This window comes from Muriicola sp. SD30 (assembly GCF_041205185.1).
Classification (GTDB): Bacteria; Bacteroidota; Bacteroidia; order Flavobacteriales; family Flavobacteriaceae; genus Muriicola.
Genome location: NZ_JBGEWB010000002.1, coordinates 221,994 through 238,454 on the forward strand (window position 1 = coordinate 221,994; position 16,461 = coordinate 238,454).

The following is a 16,461-nucleotide window of genomic DNA, read 5'->3' on the forward strand; positions in this document are numbered from 1 at the left end:
AACCTACCAACTAGCCACTTGCAGCAATGCAGGTGGTTTTTTTATAATCTAACCTGATTTTAATAAAATTTTTATAAGCTCTCCCCATTCCATTTGTTAGTTCTCAACATCTTTTGACGGGTATACAACAAATTAGATCTGCCTGAATACGTTCTTTTAGTATTCACAGTTATTACCATAAAATAGTTCACCTAAACCTCACCATATGAAACACCTTTTACTCATTAAGGAAATTTACCTGGAAGCCTTTAAAAATCTGGGGTCATTTTTTATAAGAAACCTCTTTAAGATTTTTACCTGGTTTTGCCTTGCCTGTTTAGTGATTGTCCTTTATGCTTTCATTTTCAGAGTAGCTACAGGTTTCGCCTTCGATTAACCAACCCAATTCTTTTGTAAAAACACGGTCCATGGATCGTGTTTTTTTATTTTATTACCATATAACGGACAAAGCATACTGTTAAAAGAGCCCGGGCTGTGGGATTTTTTAAGTAATCCGATTTATGTGTCCTTGGTCTATTTATTACAATAGAATCCGTTCATAACTTGATCTTTGCCTTAGGATAAACACTAAATGGCAGGGATATGCAGAAAATTTTACTCGTAAAAGAAATTTATATTGACGCATTCAGGAATTGGAGAAATATGTTCCTTAAGAAGTATTTTAAGGCTTTTTCCTGGTTCTGTTTTGCACTATGGCTTATAACCATGTACGCCTTTATTTTCAGGCTGTCAACCGGTTTTGCCTTCGATTAAATGAAATAAAAAAAGCGCTTTCAAAATTGAAAGCGCTTTTTTTTTGTCTTCAAGGAACTATTTGAACTTGATAGTCCTCAGGATCGCCTCCAGTTCAAACATATAGTCTCTTTTGTTGGTGGCCGGGGCAAACGTAAAGCCCTCCACAACAAGTTTCCTGTTGTTTTGTTCATCATCGATGACAAAGGTTAAGAACGGCCCTGCCATGGGATAGTTCTCAATATCCCATATACTTCTGGCTTCCAGCGTTTTATGTCCGTCAATTTCTGTTTCAAAAAAATGTGGGGCAAAGGCATCTTCCGTGGTCATGTAGGTTTTCTTATTCCTCACGTCAGGCCCGGGGATGTATTTCTCCCCTATTGAATCCCGCATCCGAATAAAGTCGGTTACCAAAGTTGAATCATTATTCAGTCTGTTCCAGGGGATTTCATACGCGATGATATTCATACTTCCTTTTTGAATTTCTCTGTCAATCCAAACAAAATTATCCTCCTGTTTTCCCATTTTATATATGGATGGGAGTCGGAGTGTCACTCCAAACTTTTCCTCTAAGATCTTATCTTTATTCAACGAGCGTAGGAAACGTTTCTGGGTTTCTTCCAGCTCCATACCTTTTATAGCTGCAATAATCTCATCTGCATGAGACTCTATATTGTTGATGAGTTCCTCCTGTGTCCTGCCTTTTATGACCCCAATTTCCTGTGGCGCAGCGTAGAGATCCGTTTTAATATGTGCAACGTTTACCGTGTCCAGATCAACAAACAATACGGCTCTTCGGTACCTGGTTGTACCCGTAAAAACCTTTTGTGGCATTTGTTCCAGGCTAAATAAAGGCTCTTTCCAGGTAAGACCTACAACAGGGGCTGCGAAGTGCTCTCTTAGTTTGTCCCCTACAGCGCCTTCCCACAATTCGTTACTGATCACGACACCCAGGCTATTTATTGCGCCAATTGATCCGGGTTTGTACTTCTTTTTGGGCCCGTCATTACAAGAAATCAGTAAAAGGGTCAGCAATAGCAGAGATAAGTGTTTCATTGAATTTTGACTCTAGATTTAATTCGATTTAAAAAAATGCCTAGGATGAGCACGCACATAATTTAAGTTTAGTGCCCGGCAACAACTTATTACCACTAATACCATTCCATTCTCGTAAATTTTCTATGGAAATTCCCGGATACTTTTGTGAAATGGTCCATAATGAATCGCCTTCCCTAACTGTGTGGAACTTTAATTCGCTGTTATTCAGTGATTTATTGGAATTACTAGACGAAGTAGATGCTATATATGGCTTTCTTGGATAAATAGTAAGGCGTTGGCCAATCCTTAGCGTATTGCTTCGCAATCCGTTCCAATTCTTGATTTGGCTAACACCGACTCCATATCGCTCTGCGATTTTACCCAGGTAATCTCCACTTTTTACTCTGTATCTGATGCGTGAATCAGCTTTAACGAACTGTGGAAGGACCGATTCTTTAGATTTTAGTTCCTGCTCCACAAAGGCATAGATAGAATCTTCATTGGTGACAAATTTCCCTATCTCCTTTTTTGGCAATCGAAGCGTATATTCTTTTTTAGCGATATATGGGATAATATTTAGTTTGTAGGAAGGATTGAGGACCGTAAGTTCTTCTTTACTCACGTCAACCATCCTTGAAATCTGGTCGAAAGTGATCAGTCTCTTTACATGGACTGTATCCGTTTCAAAATACGGACGAGCTGCTTCTACAGGTTTTAATCCATGCTCCTCAGCATACTCAAACAAGTACATGGTTGCCAGGAAAGCTGGCAGATAGCCGGCGGTTTCCCGGGGCAGATTATTTCTGATATTCCAGTAATTGGTATAGCCCCCTGACCTTCTTATTGCCTTGTTAACATTTCCGGGGCCAGAATTATATGCGGCCAATGCAAGGTCCCAGTCGCCAAAAATATCGTACAGCTTGGAAAGATATTGGCAGGCGGCCCTGGTGGACTTAATTGGATCACTTCGTTCGTCTACGTAGCTACTTACTTCCAGGTCATACATTTTTCCTGTACTGTACATAAATTGCCATAGGCCTGTTGCCCCAACTCTCGACTTTGCTCTGGGGTTAAGGGCAGATTCGACAATCGCCAGGTATTTTATTTCAAGTGGGATATTATGATTATCCAATTCCTGTTCAAAGAGGGGAAAGTAAAACTGACTCGCTGTAAGCATTCTCTCCATCAGATCTTTTTTGCGGATCAGGAAAGATTTGATTACCGATTCCAGAGATGGGTTATAAGCGATATTAAAAGGCGTTTTCTCATCTAAAGCTTTTAGTCTTTCCTTAAGCAATTCGGTGCTGAGCTCAGGTAACTCCTGCTCCAGGGTATCTGATAAAAGTTCGCCCATGCTTCCCACGACTTCATACATTTGTCCTGAAAGTTGGGCGGTATTATACAATTCCCTCATCCATAAGCTATCGTATCTGGAGGCTTCCAAATGGTCTTTAAGGCTGATGGTTTTGTCGGGATTTACAGAAAAAGTAACGGCTGATTCAGGTGGAGGAATTAAAGTGTCAATTACGGTAGACTTAATTATCGCTTCCTTTAATTTCAGAGAATCTGAATCCTGAGCGTTTACCAGTATAGTTATCCCAATTAGGACAAAGGAAAACAACCATTTTCTAATCACACACATAGTTCTGCTTTTGGTTGTGGGGATCAACTAAATTGCAATTTTTTTCTGAAAGAATAAAATAATATTTTCTTCCTATTCAATTGCCAATTGAGGTATACTAAATTAACGTGTTTAGCCCTTTGATATTGCAGCTATTCCGGGCAATACCTTGCCTTCAAGGCTTTCGAGCATGGCACCTCCTCCCGTGGAGACATAGCTCACTTTATCTTCAAAGCCGAATTGTTTAACGGCGGCTACCGAATCACCTCCCCCAACCAGGGAAAATGCTCCGTTTTTAGTTGCTTCTTCAATAAAATTCCCCACGGCAATAGTGCCTTTAGCAAAATTTTCCATCTCAAAAACACCGACAGGACCGTTCCATAGTATCGTTTTGGAGGCCGATATTACTTTTTCGAAATTTTTCAAAGTTTCAGGCCCGGCATCCAGGCCCTGCCAATTATCGGGAATACTGTTCACGGAAACAATCTGAGTCTTTGCGTCATTGCTAAAGCTATCAGCTGCCAGCACATCAACAGGAAGGTGCACTTGCACGCCCATTTTCCCGGCTTTCTCTAAAATCTCCAGAGCCAGCTGCATTTTATCATCCTCGCAAATAGAAGCTCCAACTTCTCCCCCCTTTGCTTTTACGAAGGTGTAGGTCATTCCACCTCCAATGATAAGGTGATCTACCTTACTTAATATATTTTCAATGATGGTGATCTTAGAAGAAACCTTTGCCCCGCCCAGGATCGCCGTAATTGGCTTCTCCCCTGTACGCATCACTTTTTCTATGGCCTCAATTTCTTTGGCCAGCAGGTAACCAAAGCACTTATTTTCAGGAAAAAATTTGGCAACAATTGTGGTTGACGCATGCGCTCTATGGGCGGTTCCGAAGGCATCGTTGACATAAATATCTCCCAGCCCGGACAGGGCTTTGGCAAAATTTTCGTCCCCTTGTTCTTCTTCGGCGTGAAAACGAAGATTTTCAAGTAAGAGAACTTCCCCGTTCTCAAGTTGTTTTACAGCTTCTTCCGCTTTTTGCCCAACACAATCTTCAACAAATCTGACCTCTACACCAATGATTTCACTAACTGCTTCACAGATATGTTTTAAAGACATATCCTCATTGACCTTCCCTTTGGGTCTACCCAAATGGCTCATTAATATGGCACTACCCCCGTCCTCCAGAACCTTCAGGATTGTAGGCTTGGCTGCTTCAATCCTATTGGTGTCTGTTACCTCGAATTCACTGTTCAGTGGCACATTGAAATCGACGCGTATGAGGGCTTTTTTATTTGAAAAATTGAGATCATCAATTGTTTTCATCCTGTCTTGGTTTTAAAGAAGCACAAATGTAAAGAATAAAAGAACTCAGGAAAAGCTGATAGAATGATAATGCCCTTATAACAGTGTATTAATCTGTATCTTTGATATTATGTTGTTTACTGAAATTTTAGGGCTTCCTCATATCAAAAAACACCTGACCCACAGTGCGGATTCGGGGCGCATTCCACATGCCCAACTCTTTGTAGGACCGGAAGGGTCTGGAACCTTGCCTGTAGCCCTTGCCTATGCCCAGTATATTTTATGTGGTAACTCCTCGGGAGAAAACATCAACGGGGATGAAGCCTGTAATTTAAAATGCAAATCATTTACTCATCCCGACCTTCATTTTGCTTTTCCGGTCTCCAATACCGAAAATATTAAAAGTCGTGCCGTAAGCGATAATTTCCTGAAGGAATGGAGGTCTTTTTTAAAGGAGGATCCCTATGGGAGTTTGTTTGATTGGTACCGCTATATTGGAATAGAAAAAAAACAAGGACAGATAGGTGTTGACGAGGCGATGGATATTGTAAAAAAGCTCTCCCTGAAATCATACGAAGGGGGATACAAAGTGATGATCATCTGGATGGCCGAACGGATGAATTCCTCCGCTGCCAACAAACTGCTTAAATTGTTGGAAGAGCCGCCCCATAAAACGATTTTTTTACTGGTTGCGGAAGATGAAGAAAATATTCTTCAGACCATACGTTCCCGCTGCCAGTTACTGCACTTCCCTCCTTTGCCTGAAGAGGCTATTGCCCAGGCATTGGTAGAAAATGGCGTGCCACGGCAGGAGGCAGTACATTTAGCGCATGAATCGAACGGAAACTACAACAAAGCCCTGGAGCTGATGAATAAGGATTCTGAGGAACTGATCTTTGAGAAGTGGTTCGTACAATGGGTTCGGAGTGCTTTTCAGGCCAAGGGTAAAAAGGGTGCAATCCACGAGCTGATCCTTTGGAGCGAAGAAGTTGCGAAAACGGGACGTGAGACTCAGAAAAACTTTCTGAAGTATTGTATGTCTGTTTTCAGGCAGGCGATGCTGGTTAATTATCAGGCCGACTCACTCGCTTATATGAAAATACATGTAGACGGATTTCAGTTTGATAAATTTGCCCGTTTTGTTCATGAAAACAATGTGTTGAAAATTATGGAGGAGTTGGAGGAGGCGATTTACCACGTGGAACGAAATGGCAACTCAAAAATTATTCTGACTGATCTTTCAATAAAACTTACAAGGTTATTACACAAATCAGCTGCCTGACGGGTAACTGAGTTATTTAAATTATCTGATTATGGAAATTGTATTACAGAATCTAGCTGTACTGCTACTTTTGCTTTTTATTATAATTACTTTTCTTCAGAGCGGGATGGATAAGGTGGTTGATTGGAAAGGGAATCTTAGCTGGTTAAAAGGTCATTTTTCAAAGTCTCCCTTTCGGAATGTTGTTCCTTTGCTTCTCCTTATAATCACTTGCATGGAACTAATCGCAGGAGTTTTGTGTCTGATAGGATTTATCCAGATTATATCTTCTGAAGACTTTTTCCTGGCTCAAATCGGGGCGATTATTGCCGGCTTGTCATTGCTGATGCTCCTTCTGGGGCAGCGCATAGCCAAAGACTACGAAGGTGCTAAAACGATCGTTATCTATTTTATCCCGGTGATAATCCTCCTTGTGTTACTACAAATGAATTGACTTACTCCTCCTCTTCCTTGTTCAGGACTTTTAGGATCTCATCGGTAAGGTCTTTGGATTCGGCGCCGTAAAGAACGCTACCTCCTTCGCCTCCGCCCAGAATATAGGTGTATCCGTTTGCCTTTCCAAAGGCAGTAATTTCACGCTTCACTTTTTCTACAACACTATCCATATCAGCCTGACCCATAAGTTGCATTTGCTGCTCCTGTTGTTGTAGCTGCTGACCAATCTGTTGTCCTTTTTGTTGAAGTGCCGCATAGGTTTCCTGCGCTTTATTCTGACTCATAGACTGAATCTGAGCCTCTACTGCCTGAGCTTCCATTTGAAATACTCGGGAAATACTATCCCTTTTCTGATCAAATGCTTTTTTCTTTTCTGCAAACCGTGCCTCCACGGCAACTTTTTCCTTGTAGCCATCCATAAGTCGGACATTGTTTACATATCCTATCTTATCCTGCTGACAGGACCAGCTTAAAATAATAACCAGTCCAAGAAGTAATTTTTTCATGATTTTAATTTTAGTTCGACAAAAATAGGAAAGCAGTTAGTACCCTGATCGATTAATTTAATTTTTATCATCTTTCACTCTCTATCCTATTTAAAATATATATAGATATTATTTATTTAATTATTTAATGTTATTGTATTTAACTATAGTATGATGCGACTTAACATGCGTTTTCTGCGTTTATTTTCTTTTGTTTGGATCAATAATGCATCAGGGGTCTGATGAGCTCGCTAAACGCCTTTAAAAGGCTCTGAATCCTTTTTAAGGATATAAACAAGGGATGAGTATTCTCCTGTTTTCCAGCCGTAGAGATTTGATCGCAGTCCGTGCCAGATTGCTGCCGGCCAATTTTCTTTTCCACTCTTGTACCGTTCAGACAAGAGGGAGATATAAAACGAGTCGAATAACATAGGTCTAGTATCCAAAACACTAAAGCCCTTCTTTGCAAAAATCTTATGAATTGATTCTTTAGAAAAGTGCCAGAGATGTCTGGGAACATCATAGGCCGCCCAGTAACCTCCATAGTGTTTTGCATCATAAGAACGGAAGTTGGGAACGGCTATATAAAGGAAGCCATCTTTTCTAATTCGTGATGTTATCTCATCTATGCTCTTGTCCAGATCCTTAAAATGCTCAAGGACATGCCATAGCGTTATAGCATCATAACTTCCCACTCCCAGATCACTTATGTCCTCCTTTAGATCAATACCCTTCGCCTTCGCGACCTTCCTGGCTATTGAGCTTGGTTCAACGCCATCGATGATAAATCCCTTCTTCTTTAGATAGGCAACAAAAGATCCGGTTCCGGCCCCAACATCTAAAATCCTGGCTTTCGGCTGCAGGTATTTTTTAAGCCATCGTCTTTTGTTATTTAAACCAATTGTTTTAACCAAATGGTATATTTTTTCAAGGAAAGAATTGTTCTTGTCGCTATGAGAAATATATGCTTCATCCTGGTAATAAGTCGCTATATTTTCAGGTTGTGGTTCGGTACGTAATAATTGCAGCTGTTCATCATACAGCAGAACAAACTCCTCCTGAGTAACCATAAAATCCTTGGTCCTTAAATATTCCATCATAGGGTGGCTAACTTGAAAATATATGCGGTTTGAAGTGTCATTCTTATAGAATGTTCCACGTGGAACAAATTGAATCAGCGTCCAAGGAAAACCAGCAAAACACTAATATCGCTAGGTGAAACCCCACTAATTCTGGATGCTTGAGAGATGGTGACTGGTCGTATCTCCTGGAGTTTTTCTCTGGCTTCCCAGGAAAGAGACTTTAATCTGGTATAATCAAAACTATCCGGTATTTTTATATTTTCCAGGCGCTGCAATTTATCCGCATTATTCTTTTCTTTTTCTATATATCCCGAATATTTTACCTGTATTTCGGCCTGTTCCATTACTTCTCTGTTAAGCTCATTGTCTTTTACATAATTGGCCACTTCTTTTAGCTGAAGCATATGATCCATTCGTACTCTGGGCCTGGAAAATACCTTGTACATTTTGTCTGCTTGTTTTACCGGAGAAGAATCAACCTCTTGAAGAATTGAATTCATATCATCCGGGTTAAAGCTTGTCGACCTGAAAAAATCTATAAACTCATTTGATTTGCGCTCCTTCTCCTCCATTTTTCTCAGTCTTTCTTCTGACGCCAGGCCGAGTGCATAGCCTTTTGGTGTCAATCTCAAATCAGCATTATCCTGCCTTAGCAGGGTACGATATTCAGCCCTTGAAGTAAACATCCTGTAGGGCTCTTCCGTTCCTTTTGTGATCAGATCATCAATAAGCACTCCTATATAGGCTTCGTCCCTCTTCAAAGTAAAAGGTGGAAGATCATTGATCTTCAGATGGGCGTTTATTCCTGCCATCAAGCCTTGGGATGCAGCCTCTTCATACCCTGTGGTTCCATTAATTTGCCCTGCGAAATAGAGATTCTCTATGATCTTTGTTTCCAGGGAATGCTTTAATTGCGTTGGTGGAAAGTAATCGTACTCTATTGCATATCCCGGACGAAAAAACTTTACTTTTTCAAAACCTTTTACCGATTTCAATGCCTTGTATTGAATATCTTCTGGCAGAGATGTTGAAAAGCCATTTACATACACTTCCACTGTATCCCAGCCCTCTGGTTCTACAAATATCTGATGGCTCTCCTTGTCTGCAAAACGATGAATTTTATCCTCTATTGACGGGCAATATCTAGGGCCGATACTTTTTATTCTGCCATTAAACATTGGAGATCTGTCGAAACCCTCTTTAAGCAATTCATGTACATCTTTAGATGTATGAGTCATGTGACAATCCCGCTGAGTTTTTAAAACTGCCGTATCTAAATAAGAAAATTTTTCAGGGAATTCATCTCCGGGCTGTGGAATCATCTGAGAATAATCTAAAGACCTGCCATCCACTCTTGGGGGAGTTCCGGTCTTCATCCTACCAGAATCAAATCCTATTTCTGTCAATTGCTCGGTTATTCCTGTAGCAGAACGCTCGCCTGCCCTTCCACCTCCAAATTGTTTATCCCCAATATGAATTAAACCATTTAAAAATGTACCATTTGTTAGCACTACAGATTTCCCCTTTATATCTAATCCTAGGGAAGTTCGTACTCCAACAACGCGCTGGCCTTTCATCAATAAACCGCTAACCATTTCCTGGTAGAAATCGACATTAGGCGTTCTTTCCAATATAAGTCGCCATTCTTCTGCAAACCTCATTCTGTCATTTTGGGTACGAGGACTCCACATCGCAGGGCCCTTACTCTTATTGAGCATCTTAAATTGAATAGCAGATTTATCAGAGACTATACCACTATAACCACCCAGGGCATCAATTTCCCTAACAATCTGTCCCTTGGCAATTCCACCCATAGCAGGATTGCAGGACATCTGTCCTATAGTCTGCAAATTCATAGTAACCAATAAGGTTTTAGACCCCATATTAGCTGCAGCAGCTGCCGCTTCTGCGCCCGCATGGCCCCCACCTACCACGATTACATCATATTCCTTTTCAAACATAGTCGTCTATTGTTCCACGTGGAACATTTTCATTTTTTGATTTTCTAATTCCCGCATCTTCTCCCGATCCTTGTCAGTCTTATCATCATAACCAAGAAGATGTAATATCCCGTGCACCATCACTCTTCTTAATTCCTCCTCAAATGTTACGCTATAATTCTCAGCATTCTCTTTTATCTGGTCGAGCGAGATAAATATATCTCCTGAAACTTCATTATCCTTATTGTATTCAAAAGTGATTATGTCCGTGAAGTAATCATGCCCCAGATAATCCTGGTTTACCTTTAAAATCTCACTATCATCTGTCAGTATATAGACTAAGTCACCTGCATATTTCGATTCAGAAGCAATTACTTTTTTAAACCATTCAGTATATTTATCTTCGTCCTTAATTGAATACTTAGTATTATATACATATTCAACCATCCTTTCTAAAATACATTTTAGCTCTTTCTTTATAAAATTCCTGCAAAGGTAATACTTGTCGCCTTAATATCTCATCAACACCCTCCTCCTGGATAAAATCTGATCGTTTCTTTATTAAGGGCTTATCATATTCCCTTTTTCCTTCTTCACTCTCTCTTTCTTCCTTTTCGCCCTGTTCCAATGCCGCATTCTCAAGTTTCAACAACTGTTGCTGAATACGGTTGGCCTTATCTATGGTTCTCTGTGTAATACCATTCTCGATAAGGTCTCTTTCAAAGTCTTCCATTTGTTTCGCCAATCTTCTGGCCAATTCCTTATCCTCTTCTAATATTAAAGTCTCCAATTGCTGCTCTAACTTCCCTCTGATGAGTTGTTGTTGTTTATATATCTCGTACAATTCTCCCAAATCCTGATCTCCAGATCCTTCTTCCCCAGATTCGCCCTGATCTCCCCCTTCACTTCCTTTACCTTCCTTGCCTTCTGCACCATCCTCTCCTTTCTCACCCTTTTCCCCTTCTTCACCTTCTTTCTTTGAATTCATACTGTCCTGAATCCCTTGCTGTCCTTTAATGATATCCGGCAACTGAAATCCGTCTTGTTGTTGTCCGCTACCCTGACCCTGACTTAGAGATTGTTGCATATTACTTAAAACATTCGCAAGGAAATCGGCGAGATTATTAGCGGCTGTAAGTACATACTGTTGATAAGAGGCTCCCTGATAAGACTGTCCCTCCGCCAAACTCTCCAATGATTGATCAATATTATAGTATACCTCAGTAATCTGTTCATTTACAAATTCTGCTATCTCTGCCTGTCGCAGGGACAAGGCAAATAGGCTATCGTCTACATGTTCAAACAACTTTTTTAACTGTTGCTCCTCCTTTACAACGTTGGAAAAATAAGCTCTTCTTTGATCTGACCCCTGTAACCGATCTAACAAGGCCTCCTGTTTAAATGAAAAAATGACGAGATTGTCAAGAATCTGCCTTAACATCTCGGCATCCTCAGCAATGGAAGATCCGCCTCCACTGACTGCAGATTGCTGCAATTCCTGACTCAACTGTTTCATTTTAGCTGCAGCCTGGCGTTGTTTCGACTTTGCATTTTCATTATTCTGATCAGAATTCTTTTCTTTCTTATCTGCAATTTCCTTTTCCTGACCCTGGCCTATTTCTTCCAATGCCTCTTCGAGATCCTTCCTGATGCCGGCTTCCATATTTTTCCTATCCTCAATGGGCAACGGTTTTGTTAATTCCTCATTTGCCTTCCTTAATTCCTTTAAATCCTCTGATATTTCTTCAAAATTGTCATTAATCTTCTTCTGCTCCCTTAAATTAAATTCCCTTTCCTGATTTAATTTACTTAAGGTTTCTTCCTTTTCTGACAGCTCCATTAACCGCTTTGCCAATTCATTTGCCTTTTCAGTTACGTAGTACTTCTTAGTTAGTTCGAGTAACTGACTTAGGTTTCTCTTACTGTTTTTCTGGCGTTTGCCGAGTTCCTCCAGTTTTTTTGCAAGTTCTTCCTTGTCTATCTTTTCTGCCAATTCCCTTAGTTGTTCTAATAAACGCTCATTCTTCCTGGCTTCTATTTCCTGTCTTTCTAATCGTTCTTTTAGGAGTTGATCTATTTCATTTTTCTCCTGCTCATCCCCCATGGTTTCCTGAAGTTGCTTACTGAACTTCTCCATAAGTGCTTCCTGTTGTTGTTGCGCCTTTAGAAAATCCTTTATTGCCTTTTTATCATTGTAGTTTAGGGTATTCTTTTCCCTTTGATTCTTTTCAATTTCCCTGAGCATTTCTTCCTGTTTATCCATCTCCTCAATGCCCTTGTCAAAATTGTCTATTACCTCCTTCCGCTCATTTAACTGTCTTCTGTTCTCCTGGTCCTCATTGAGGATGTTGGTACTAAATACCCTGCTTTGGGCCGTCTTCCCCGAGTGGATAGCATCATTGTCCCTTACCCTGAAATAATAGTTATATGTGATTCCACGCTCAAGATTAAGGCCTGTGGGGAAATCGTAAAAGAACTCATAATCCCTTGTTTCCGGCCGATCGAGCTCTAATAAATTAGGTTCTTCTCCCTCTCCTTCCTTGAAATAAACTAATTCAAGTCGGGTTAGACCATAATCATCGTTAGCTATTCCCTGGTAACTCACAGTATTATTAATGGTGTCCCTGATCTCCGCAATATTGATTGTCGGATTTTCGTCTTTAATAACCCGTATTGCATAGGTGAGGTTTTCGTACTCTTTTAGTCTCGTATTGGAGGTGGTCACCTTATAATTAAGGTCGTTATCTAGTCTCCTGTTAAATTCAAAGTTATCCTGGTTTCTTGAAAAACTATAGGAGCTATCAGCTGTGATGAAATTGACGTCGGTTGTGTTCTGGCCTTTTATCTGCCATTGTATTGTTGTGCCTTCAGGAACTACTGCATTTCCCGTGCCTAGAAGCGTGTCCTTCCTTGTGCTTATATAATCAGGGTAGTCAAGGACACTAAAGAATTCAAGTATAGAAGGCGCAGCCAAAGTTTCAAGAGTATACGATTTTGATCGCACTCCATTTGCCGTAAAATAGAATTCTTTAGACTGTTCAGGGGCTTTAAATGTATAAGTGTACTGCCCGTTAACTTCCTGCATAAGGCGTCCCTTTCCATCTACATTTATATACGCTAGTTCTGGCTTTACCTCTCCCTCGGTCATCAAATGAAGAGTAATATCCTGCTTTTCTATTGTTTGCAGTTGATTGTTGAGTACTATAAATTGAAATGGAGCAGGCCTTTCATACGCCAGATCATAATGTACAACCCGGTCAAAAGAACCTATGAAATCTTCCATTTTACCGGACGCCCACACCAAAACCAGCAATAGCAAAGGAAAGGATAGATATTTGGCGTATTTAAACGCTTTTTTGAAATCAATTGCCTGTTGAAAAGGGATTGGAGATAATTCATTTGATCGTTGTTCTATACTTGCCAGTAATAGCTCTGTCTTCTCTTCATCTTCCGCTAAATCCAATAAGTTTAGGAGCCTGTCGCCTACCTTGGGAAAGTGATTGCCGATTATTCCTGCTGCGCTTTTCAGATCGAGGCCTTTCTGCAGTCTGAAAAGAGACATTAAAGGCATCCCTATATATCTAACAAAGAGAATGGCCGTTCCTATTAATACAGATATTAGAAGTATAGCTCTTAAATCACTGCCCAACCACAGAAAGTATTCCAGGGCCAATGAAGCCATCCAGAACAACAATGCCATGGCCATAAATAAAAAGCCTCCCTTTAGTATCTGCGTTTTATAATACTTGGAAATAAAGCCCGAGAGTTTATTCAGGATGTTATCGTAACTCTTCAAATTCTGTTATATTTAATACCAAGATACCCGATATGCCGGTATAGAGGCGTAAAAAATTGTTAAAAAGCTAAAGGTGAAGGATTTAAAGTATTTAGCAGCTCTTACTATTCCACTTTCCGCTATAGTAGGAATTACCTTTGGTGGGTCCTGGAGTTATTTTACACCATTTTACGCTTTTGTCCTCATTCCTGTTTTGGAAATTCTACTGCCACAGGATCCTGAAAATTACAATAAAGAAACGCAGGAAAAAAGATCACTAAATGTATTATTTGATTGGTTGTTATACATTAATGTTCCTATAGTTTATGGCTTGCTTTTCTATTTCCTTCAGGCATTGTCGAACCAGCAGTATGCAACATTTGAGGTAATCGGCCTTATGTTCTCCATCGGTATTGTCCTGGGAACAAACGGCATAAATGTAGGCCACGAGCTGGGCCATAGACAGGGATCATATGAGCGTTATCTCGGTAAACTCTTGTTACTTCCTTCGCTTTACATTCACTTTTATATCGAACATAATTTCGGGCATCATGTTCATGCTGCTACCAGGGAGGATCCCGCTACGGCCAGGTATAATCAGACGGTATACTCCTTCTGGATTAGCTCTGTTTACAGGCAATATGTAAAAGCCTGGAAAATTCAGCAAAGGTTGCTTCGCTCCCAGAGCCTTAGCTTCTTTTCTTTTAAAAATGATATGCTCTGGTATCTGATCTTTCAGCTAGTTTATCTTTCTGTTGTTTATTTTTTCTTTGGGCATGCCGTGCTTTGGTTTGCCCTGGGGGCCGCTATTGTTGGATTCTTGCTTTTAGAAACGGTCAACTATATTGAACATTATGGTCTACTTCGAAAAAAATTGCCGTCGGGAAGATATGAGCGCGTGAGGGAGGTCCATTCCTGGAATAGCAATCACGTCATGGGAAGAATAATATTATATGAACTTACCAGGCATAGCGACCATCACTATATTTCATCAAAAAAATATCAGCTGCTCGACTGCCATGAAGATTCCCCACAAATGCCATTTGGTTATCCCACTTCAATGGTGCTTGCCCTGATTCCGCCACTCTGGTTTTCGATTATGAACCCGAGGATTCCCGAACCCATGAAAACCGATATTCCATCCGGTAAAGAGCTCCGGTCAATTGCCTGAGCGAGGCCATTACTTATTTTTGGCATTCGGCCGCTACCTCCTATCTTTGCCAACTGAAATCAGCTTCCATGAACGATAAAATTCGCGTACGCTTTGCTCCAAGTCCAACCGGTCCATTACATATCGGAGGGGTTCGTACGGCATTATTCAATTATCTTTTTGCAAAAAAGCAAGGGGGCAAATTTGTCCTCAGAATAGAGGATACAGATCAGAACCGGTATGTGGAAGGGGCGGAAGAGTACATCATAGAAGCACTTAACTGGTGTGGAATCCCTTTTGATGAGGGGCCGGGGAAAGAGGACCAATATGGTCCTTATCGCCAGAGTGAGCGAAAGGACATCTACAAAAAATATGCTGAACAACTCGTTGAAAAGGGGAAAGCGTATTATGCCTTTGATACTGCAGAGACACTCGACTTCCACAGAAAGGATCACGAGGAAAAAGGGAAAACATTTATATACAACTGGCATAATCGCAAAAAACTTTCGAACTCATTAGCCCTAAGCCCTGAAGAAACCAAGGCTAAAATAGAGGCAGGGGAGGAGTATGTAATTCGTTTTAAGACTCCGCATGAAGAAACTATGCATTTAAAGGATCAGATACGTGGTAATATTGAGATTGATGCTTCTTTATTAGATGATAAAGTATTGTTTAAAAGTGATGGAATGCCTACGTATCATCTGGCCAATGTGGTTGATGACCATCTTATGGATATCACACATGTTATCAGGGGAGAAGAATGGCTGCCGTCTCTGGCCCTGCATTGCCAGCTATACGACGCCTTTGAATGGACACCGCCTGTCTTTGCACACCTTCCTCTAATTATGAAGCCCACGGGCAAAGGGAAATTGAGTAAAAGGGATGGGGATAAAATGGGATTTCCTGTATTTCCCCTTTCTTGGGAATCTTCAATAGGTTACAGGGAGGCGGGATATTTTCCTGAAGCCGTTGTGAATTTTCTTGCCATGCTTGGATGGAATCCTGGAGATGATCGGGAAATGTTCTCTTTAACAGAATTAATTGAGGCCTTTAGCCTGGAGCGTGTCCACAATTCGGGTGCCCGCTTCGATCCTGAAAAAACCAGATGGTACAATCATCAGTATCTTCAACAAAAACCCGATGATGTGCTCGCCGCTTTATTTATACCTCTGCTGCAAGAACAAATGGGGTCCCTGCCTGAGCATGTCGACCATCAATACGTTACTTCTGTAGTCTCACTTGTAAAGGAAAGAGCTGATTTTGTCAATGACTTTTGGGAACTGAGTTCCTATTTCTTTTCCCGACCACAAGGCTATGAGGAAAAAGCTGTGAAAAAGCAATGGAAAGAACATACGCCCGGAATTCTCAAAGAAGTGTCGGGCATCTTGAATAACATTAAAAATTATGATTCGGCTTCTATTGAGGAAGAGGTAAAGCAATGGATAGCAGATTCGGGGAAGAGTTTTGGTATGGTGATGGCCCCGTTGCGATTGGTTATTGTGGGCGGACTAAAAGGTCCACATCTTTTTGATATTCTTGCCCTGATTGGCCGAGAGGAAAGCCTTGCAAGAATTGAGTTTGCCGTAGAGCAATTGCCGTAAAAACAATACTATCAA

General features: G+C 40.7%; 14 protein-coding genes. 6 read left to right on the forward strand and 8 right to left on the reverse strand.

Translation table 11 applies throughout. The annotated features are described in order from the left end of the window. The first annotated feature begins 205 nt into the window (after positions 1-205). Both AB8P51_RS06075 and AB8P51_RS06080 read left to right on the forward strand, forming a co-directional pair. A complete protein-coding gene (locus tag AB8P51_RS06075) occupies positions 206-376 on the forward strand; it encodes a DUF6747 family protein (protein WP_369747899.1) in 171 nt (56 codons plus the stop codon). Between the two features lie 206 nt (positions 377-582). Then, positions 583-753, forward strand: a complete 171-nt coding sequence (locus AB8P51_RS06080) for a DUF6747 family protein (protein ID WP_369747900.1) — start codon at positions 583-585, stop codon at positions 751-753. Positions 754-810: 57 nt separating this feature from the next. Here the strand turns inward: AB8P51_RS06080 and AB8P51_RS06085 are convergent, their stop codons facing one another. The 3 genes from AB8P51_RS06085 to pgk form a co-directional block, all read right to left on the reverse strand. Beyond that, entirely contained in the window at positions 811-1,788 is a 978-nt protein-coding gene (locus AB8P51_RS06085; protein WP_369747901.1) for a DUF4837 family protein, read from the reverse strand. A 40-nt stretch (positions 1,789-1,828) separates the two neighbouring features. Then, positions 1,829-3,412 (reverse strand): LysM peptidoglycan-binding domain-containing protein, encoded by a 1,584-nt coding sequence (locus tag AB8P51_RS06090; protein ID WP_369747902.1) that lies wholly within the window; start codon positions 3,410-3,412, stop codon positions 1,829-1,831. A gap of 111 nt (positions 3,413-3,523) precedes the next feature. Further along, entirely contained in the window at positions 3,524-4,717 is a 1,194-nt protein-coding gene (gene pgk, locus AB8P51_RS06095; protein ID WP_369747903.1) for a phosphoglycerate kinase, read from the reverse strand. 109 nt (positions 4,718-4,826) lie between these two features. Here pgk and AB8P51_RS06100 point away from each other — a divergent pair, with 109 nt between their 5' ends. Beyond that, positions 4,827-5,978 (forward strand): ATP-binding protein, encoded by a 1,152-nt coding sequence (locus tag AB8P51_RS06100; RefSeq protein ID WP_369747904.1) that lies wholly within the window; start codon positions 4,827-4,829, stop codon positions 5,976-5,978. Between the two features lie 31 nt (positions 5,979-6,009). Beyond that, positions 6,010-6,411, forward strand: a complete 402-nt coding sequence (locus tag AB8P51_RS06105; RefSeq protein WP_369747905.1) for a DoxX family protein — start codon at positions 6,010-6,012, stop codon at positions 6,409-6,411. A gap of 1 nt (position 6,412) precedes the next feature. Here AB8P51_RS06105 and AB8P51_RS06110 read toward each other — a convergent pair whose 3' ends face one another. The 5 genes from AB8P51_RS06110 to AB8P51_RS06130 form a co-directional block, all read right to left on the reverse strand. After that, entirely contained in the window at positions 6,413-6,919 is a 507-nt protein-coding gene (locus AB8P51_RS06110; RefSeq protein ID WP_369747906.1) for an OmpH family outer membrane protein, read from the reverse strand. 230 nt (positions 6,920-7,149) lie between these two features. Then, positions 7,150-7,998 carry a class I SAM-dependent methyltransferase gene (locus tag AB8P51_RS06115; RefSeq protein ID WP_369747908.1) on the reverse strand — a complete coding sequence of 283 codons (849 nt, stop codon included), beginning with the start codon at positions 7,996-7,998 and terminating at the stop codon, positions 7,150-7,152. A 74-nt stretch (positions 7,999-8,072) separates the two neighbouring features. After that, positions 8,073-9,941, reverse strand: coding sequence for a tRNA uridine-5-carboxymethylaminomethyl(34) synthesis enzyme MnmG (gene mnmG / locus AB8P51_RS06120; RefSeq protein ID WP_369747909.1), 1,869 nt, complete (start codon positions 9,939-9,941; stop codon positions 8,073-8,075). Positions 9,942-9,947: 6 nt separating this feature from the next. Beyond that, the gene (gene ybeY / locus AB8P51_RS06125; RefSeq protein WP_369747910.1) at positions 9,948-10,367 is read right to left on the reverse strand and encodes an rRNA maturation RNase YbeY; all 420 of its coding nucleotides are present in this window, start codon (positions 10,365-10,367) and stop codon (positions 9,948-9,950) included. Beyond that, positions 10,360-13,716 (reverse strand): DUF4175 family protein, encoded by a 3,357-nt coding sequence (locus tag AB8P51_RS06130; protein WP_369747911.1) that lies wholly within the window; start codon positions 13,714-13,716, stop codon positions 10,360-10,362. Before AB8P51_RS06130 ends, ybeY begins: the two co-directional genes overlap by 8 nt. Positions 13,717-13,789: 73 nt before the next feature. On the opposite strand from AB8P51_RS06130, the gene AB8P51_RS06135 reads away from it, so the two are divergent. Both AB8P51_RS06135 and gltX read left to right on the forward strand, forming a co-directional pair. Further along, positions 13,790-14,866, forward strand: coding sequence for an alkane 1-monooxygenase (locus AB8P51_RS06135; RefSeq protein WP_369747912.1), 1,077 nt, complete (start codon positions 13,790-13,792; stop codon positions 14,864-14,866). 68 nt (positions 14,867-14,934) lie between these two features. Continuing rightward, positions 14,935-16,446: a glutamate--tRNA ligase gene (gene gltX / locus AB8P51_RS06140; protein WP_369747913.1), complete on the forward strand. Its 1,512-nt coding sequence runs from the start codon at positions 14,935-14,937 to the stop codon at positions 16,444-16,446. Positions 16,447-16,461 lie beyond the last annotated feature (15 nt).

What these genes read in the sequence shown, in the direction of transcription:
- AB8P51_RS06080 (WP_369747900.1), top strand. Translation starts at nt 583, where the DNA reads ATGCAGAAAATTTTACTCGTAAAAGAAATTTATATTGACGCATTCAGG.
- AB8P51_RS06115 (WP_369747908.1), bottom strand. Translation starts at nt 7,998, where the DNA reads ATGATGGAATATTTAAGGACCAAGGATTTTATGGTTACTCAGGAGGAG.
- AB8P51_RS06075 (WP_369747899.1), top strand. Translation starts at nt 206, where the DNA reads ATGAAACACCTTTTACTCATTAAGGAAATTTACCTGGAAGCCTTTAAA.
- AB8P51_RS06105 (WP_369747905.1), top strand. Translation starts at nt 6,010, where the DNA reads ATGGAAATTGTATTACAGAATCTAGCTGTACTGCTACTTTTGCTTTTT.
- ybeY (WP_369747910.1), bottom strand. Translation starts at nt 10,367, where the DNA reads ATGGTTGAATATGTATATAATACTAAGTATTCAATTAAGGACGAAGAT.
- AB8P51_RS06085 (WP_369747901.1), bottom strand. Translation starts at nt 1,788, where the DNA reads ATGAAACACTTATCTCTGCTATTGCTGACCCTTTTACTGATTTCTTGT.
- AB8P51_RS06110 (WP_369747906.1), bottom strand. Translation starts at nt 6,919, where the DNA reads ATGAAAAAATTACTTCTTGGACTGGTTATTATTTTAAGCTGGTCCTGT.
- AB8P51_RS06100 (WP_369747904.1), top strand. Translation starts at nt 4,827, where the DNA reads ATGTTGTTTACTGAAATTTTAGGGCTTCCTCATATCAAAAAACACCTG.
- pgk (WP_369747903.1), bottom strand. Translation starts at nt 4,717, where the DNA reads ATGAAAACAATTGATGATCTCAATTTTTCAAATAAAAAAGCCCTCATA.
- AB8P51_RS06090 (WP_369747902.1), bottom strand. Translation starts at nt 3,412, where the DNA reads ATGTGTGTGATTAGAAAATGGTTGTTTTCCTTTGTCCTAATTGGGATA.
- gltX (WP_369747913.1), top strand. Translation starts at nt 14,935, where the DNA reads ATGAACGATAAAATTCGCGTACGCTTTGCTCCAAGTCCAACCGGTCCA.
- mnmG (WP_369747909.1), bottom strand. Translation starts at nt 9,941, where the DNA reads ATGTTTGAAAAGGAATATGATGTAATCGTGGTAGGTGGGGGCCATGCG.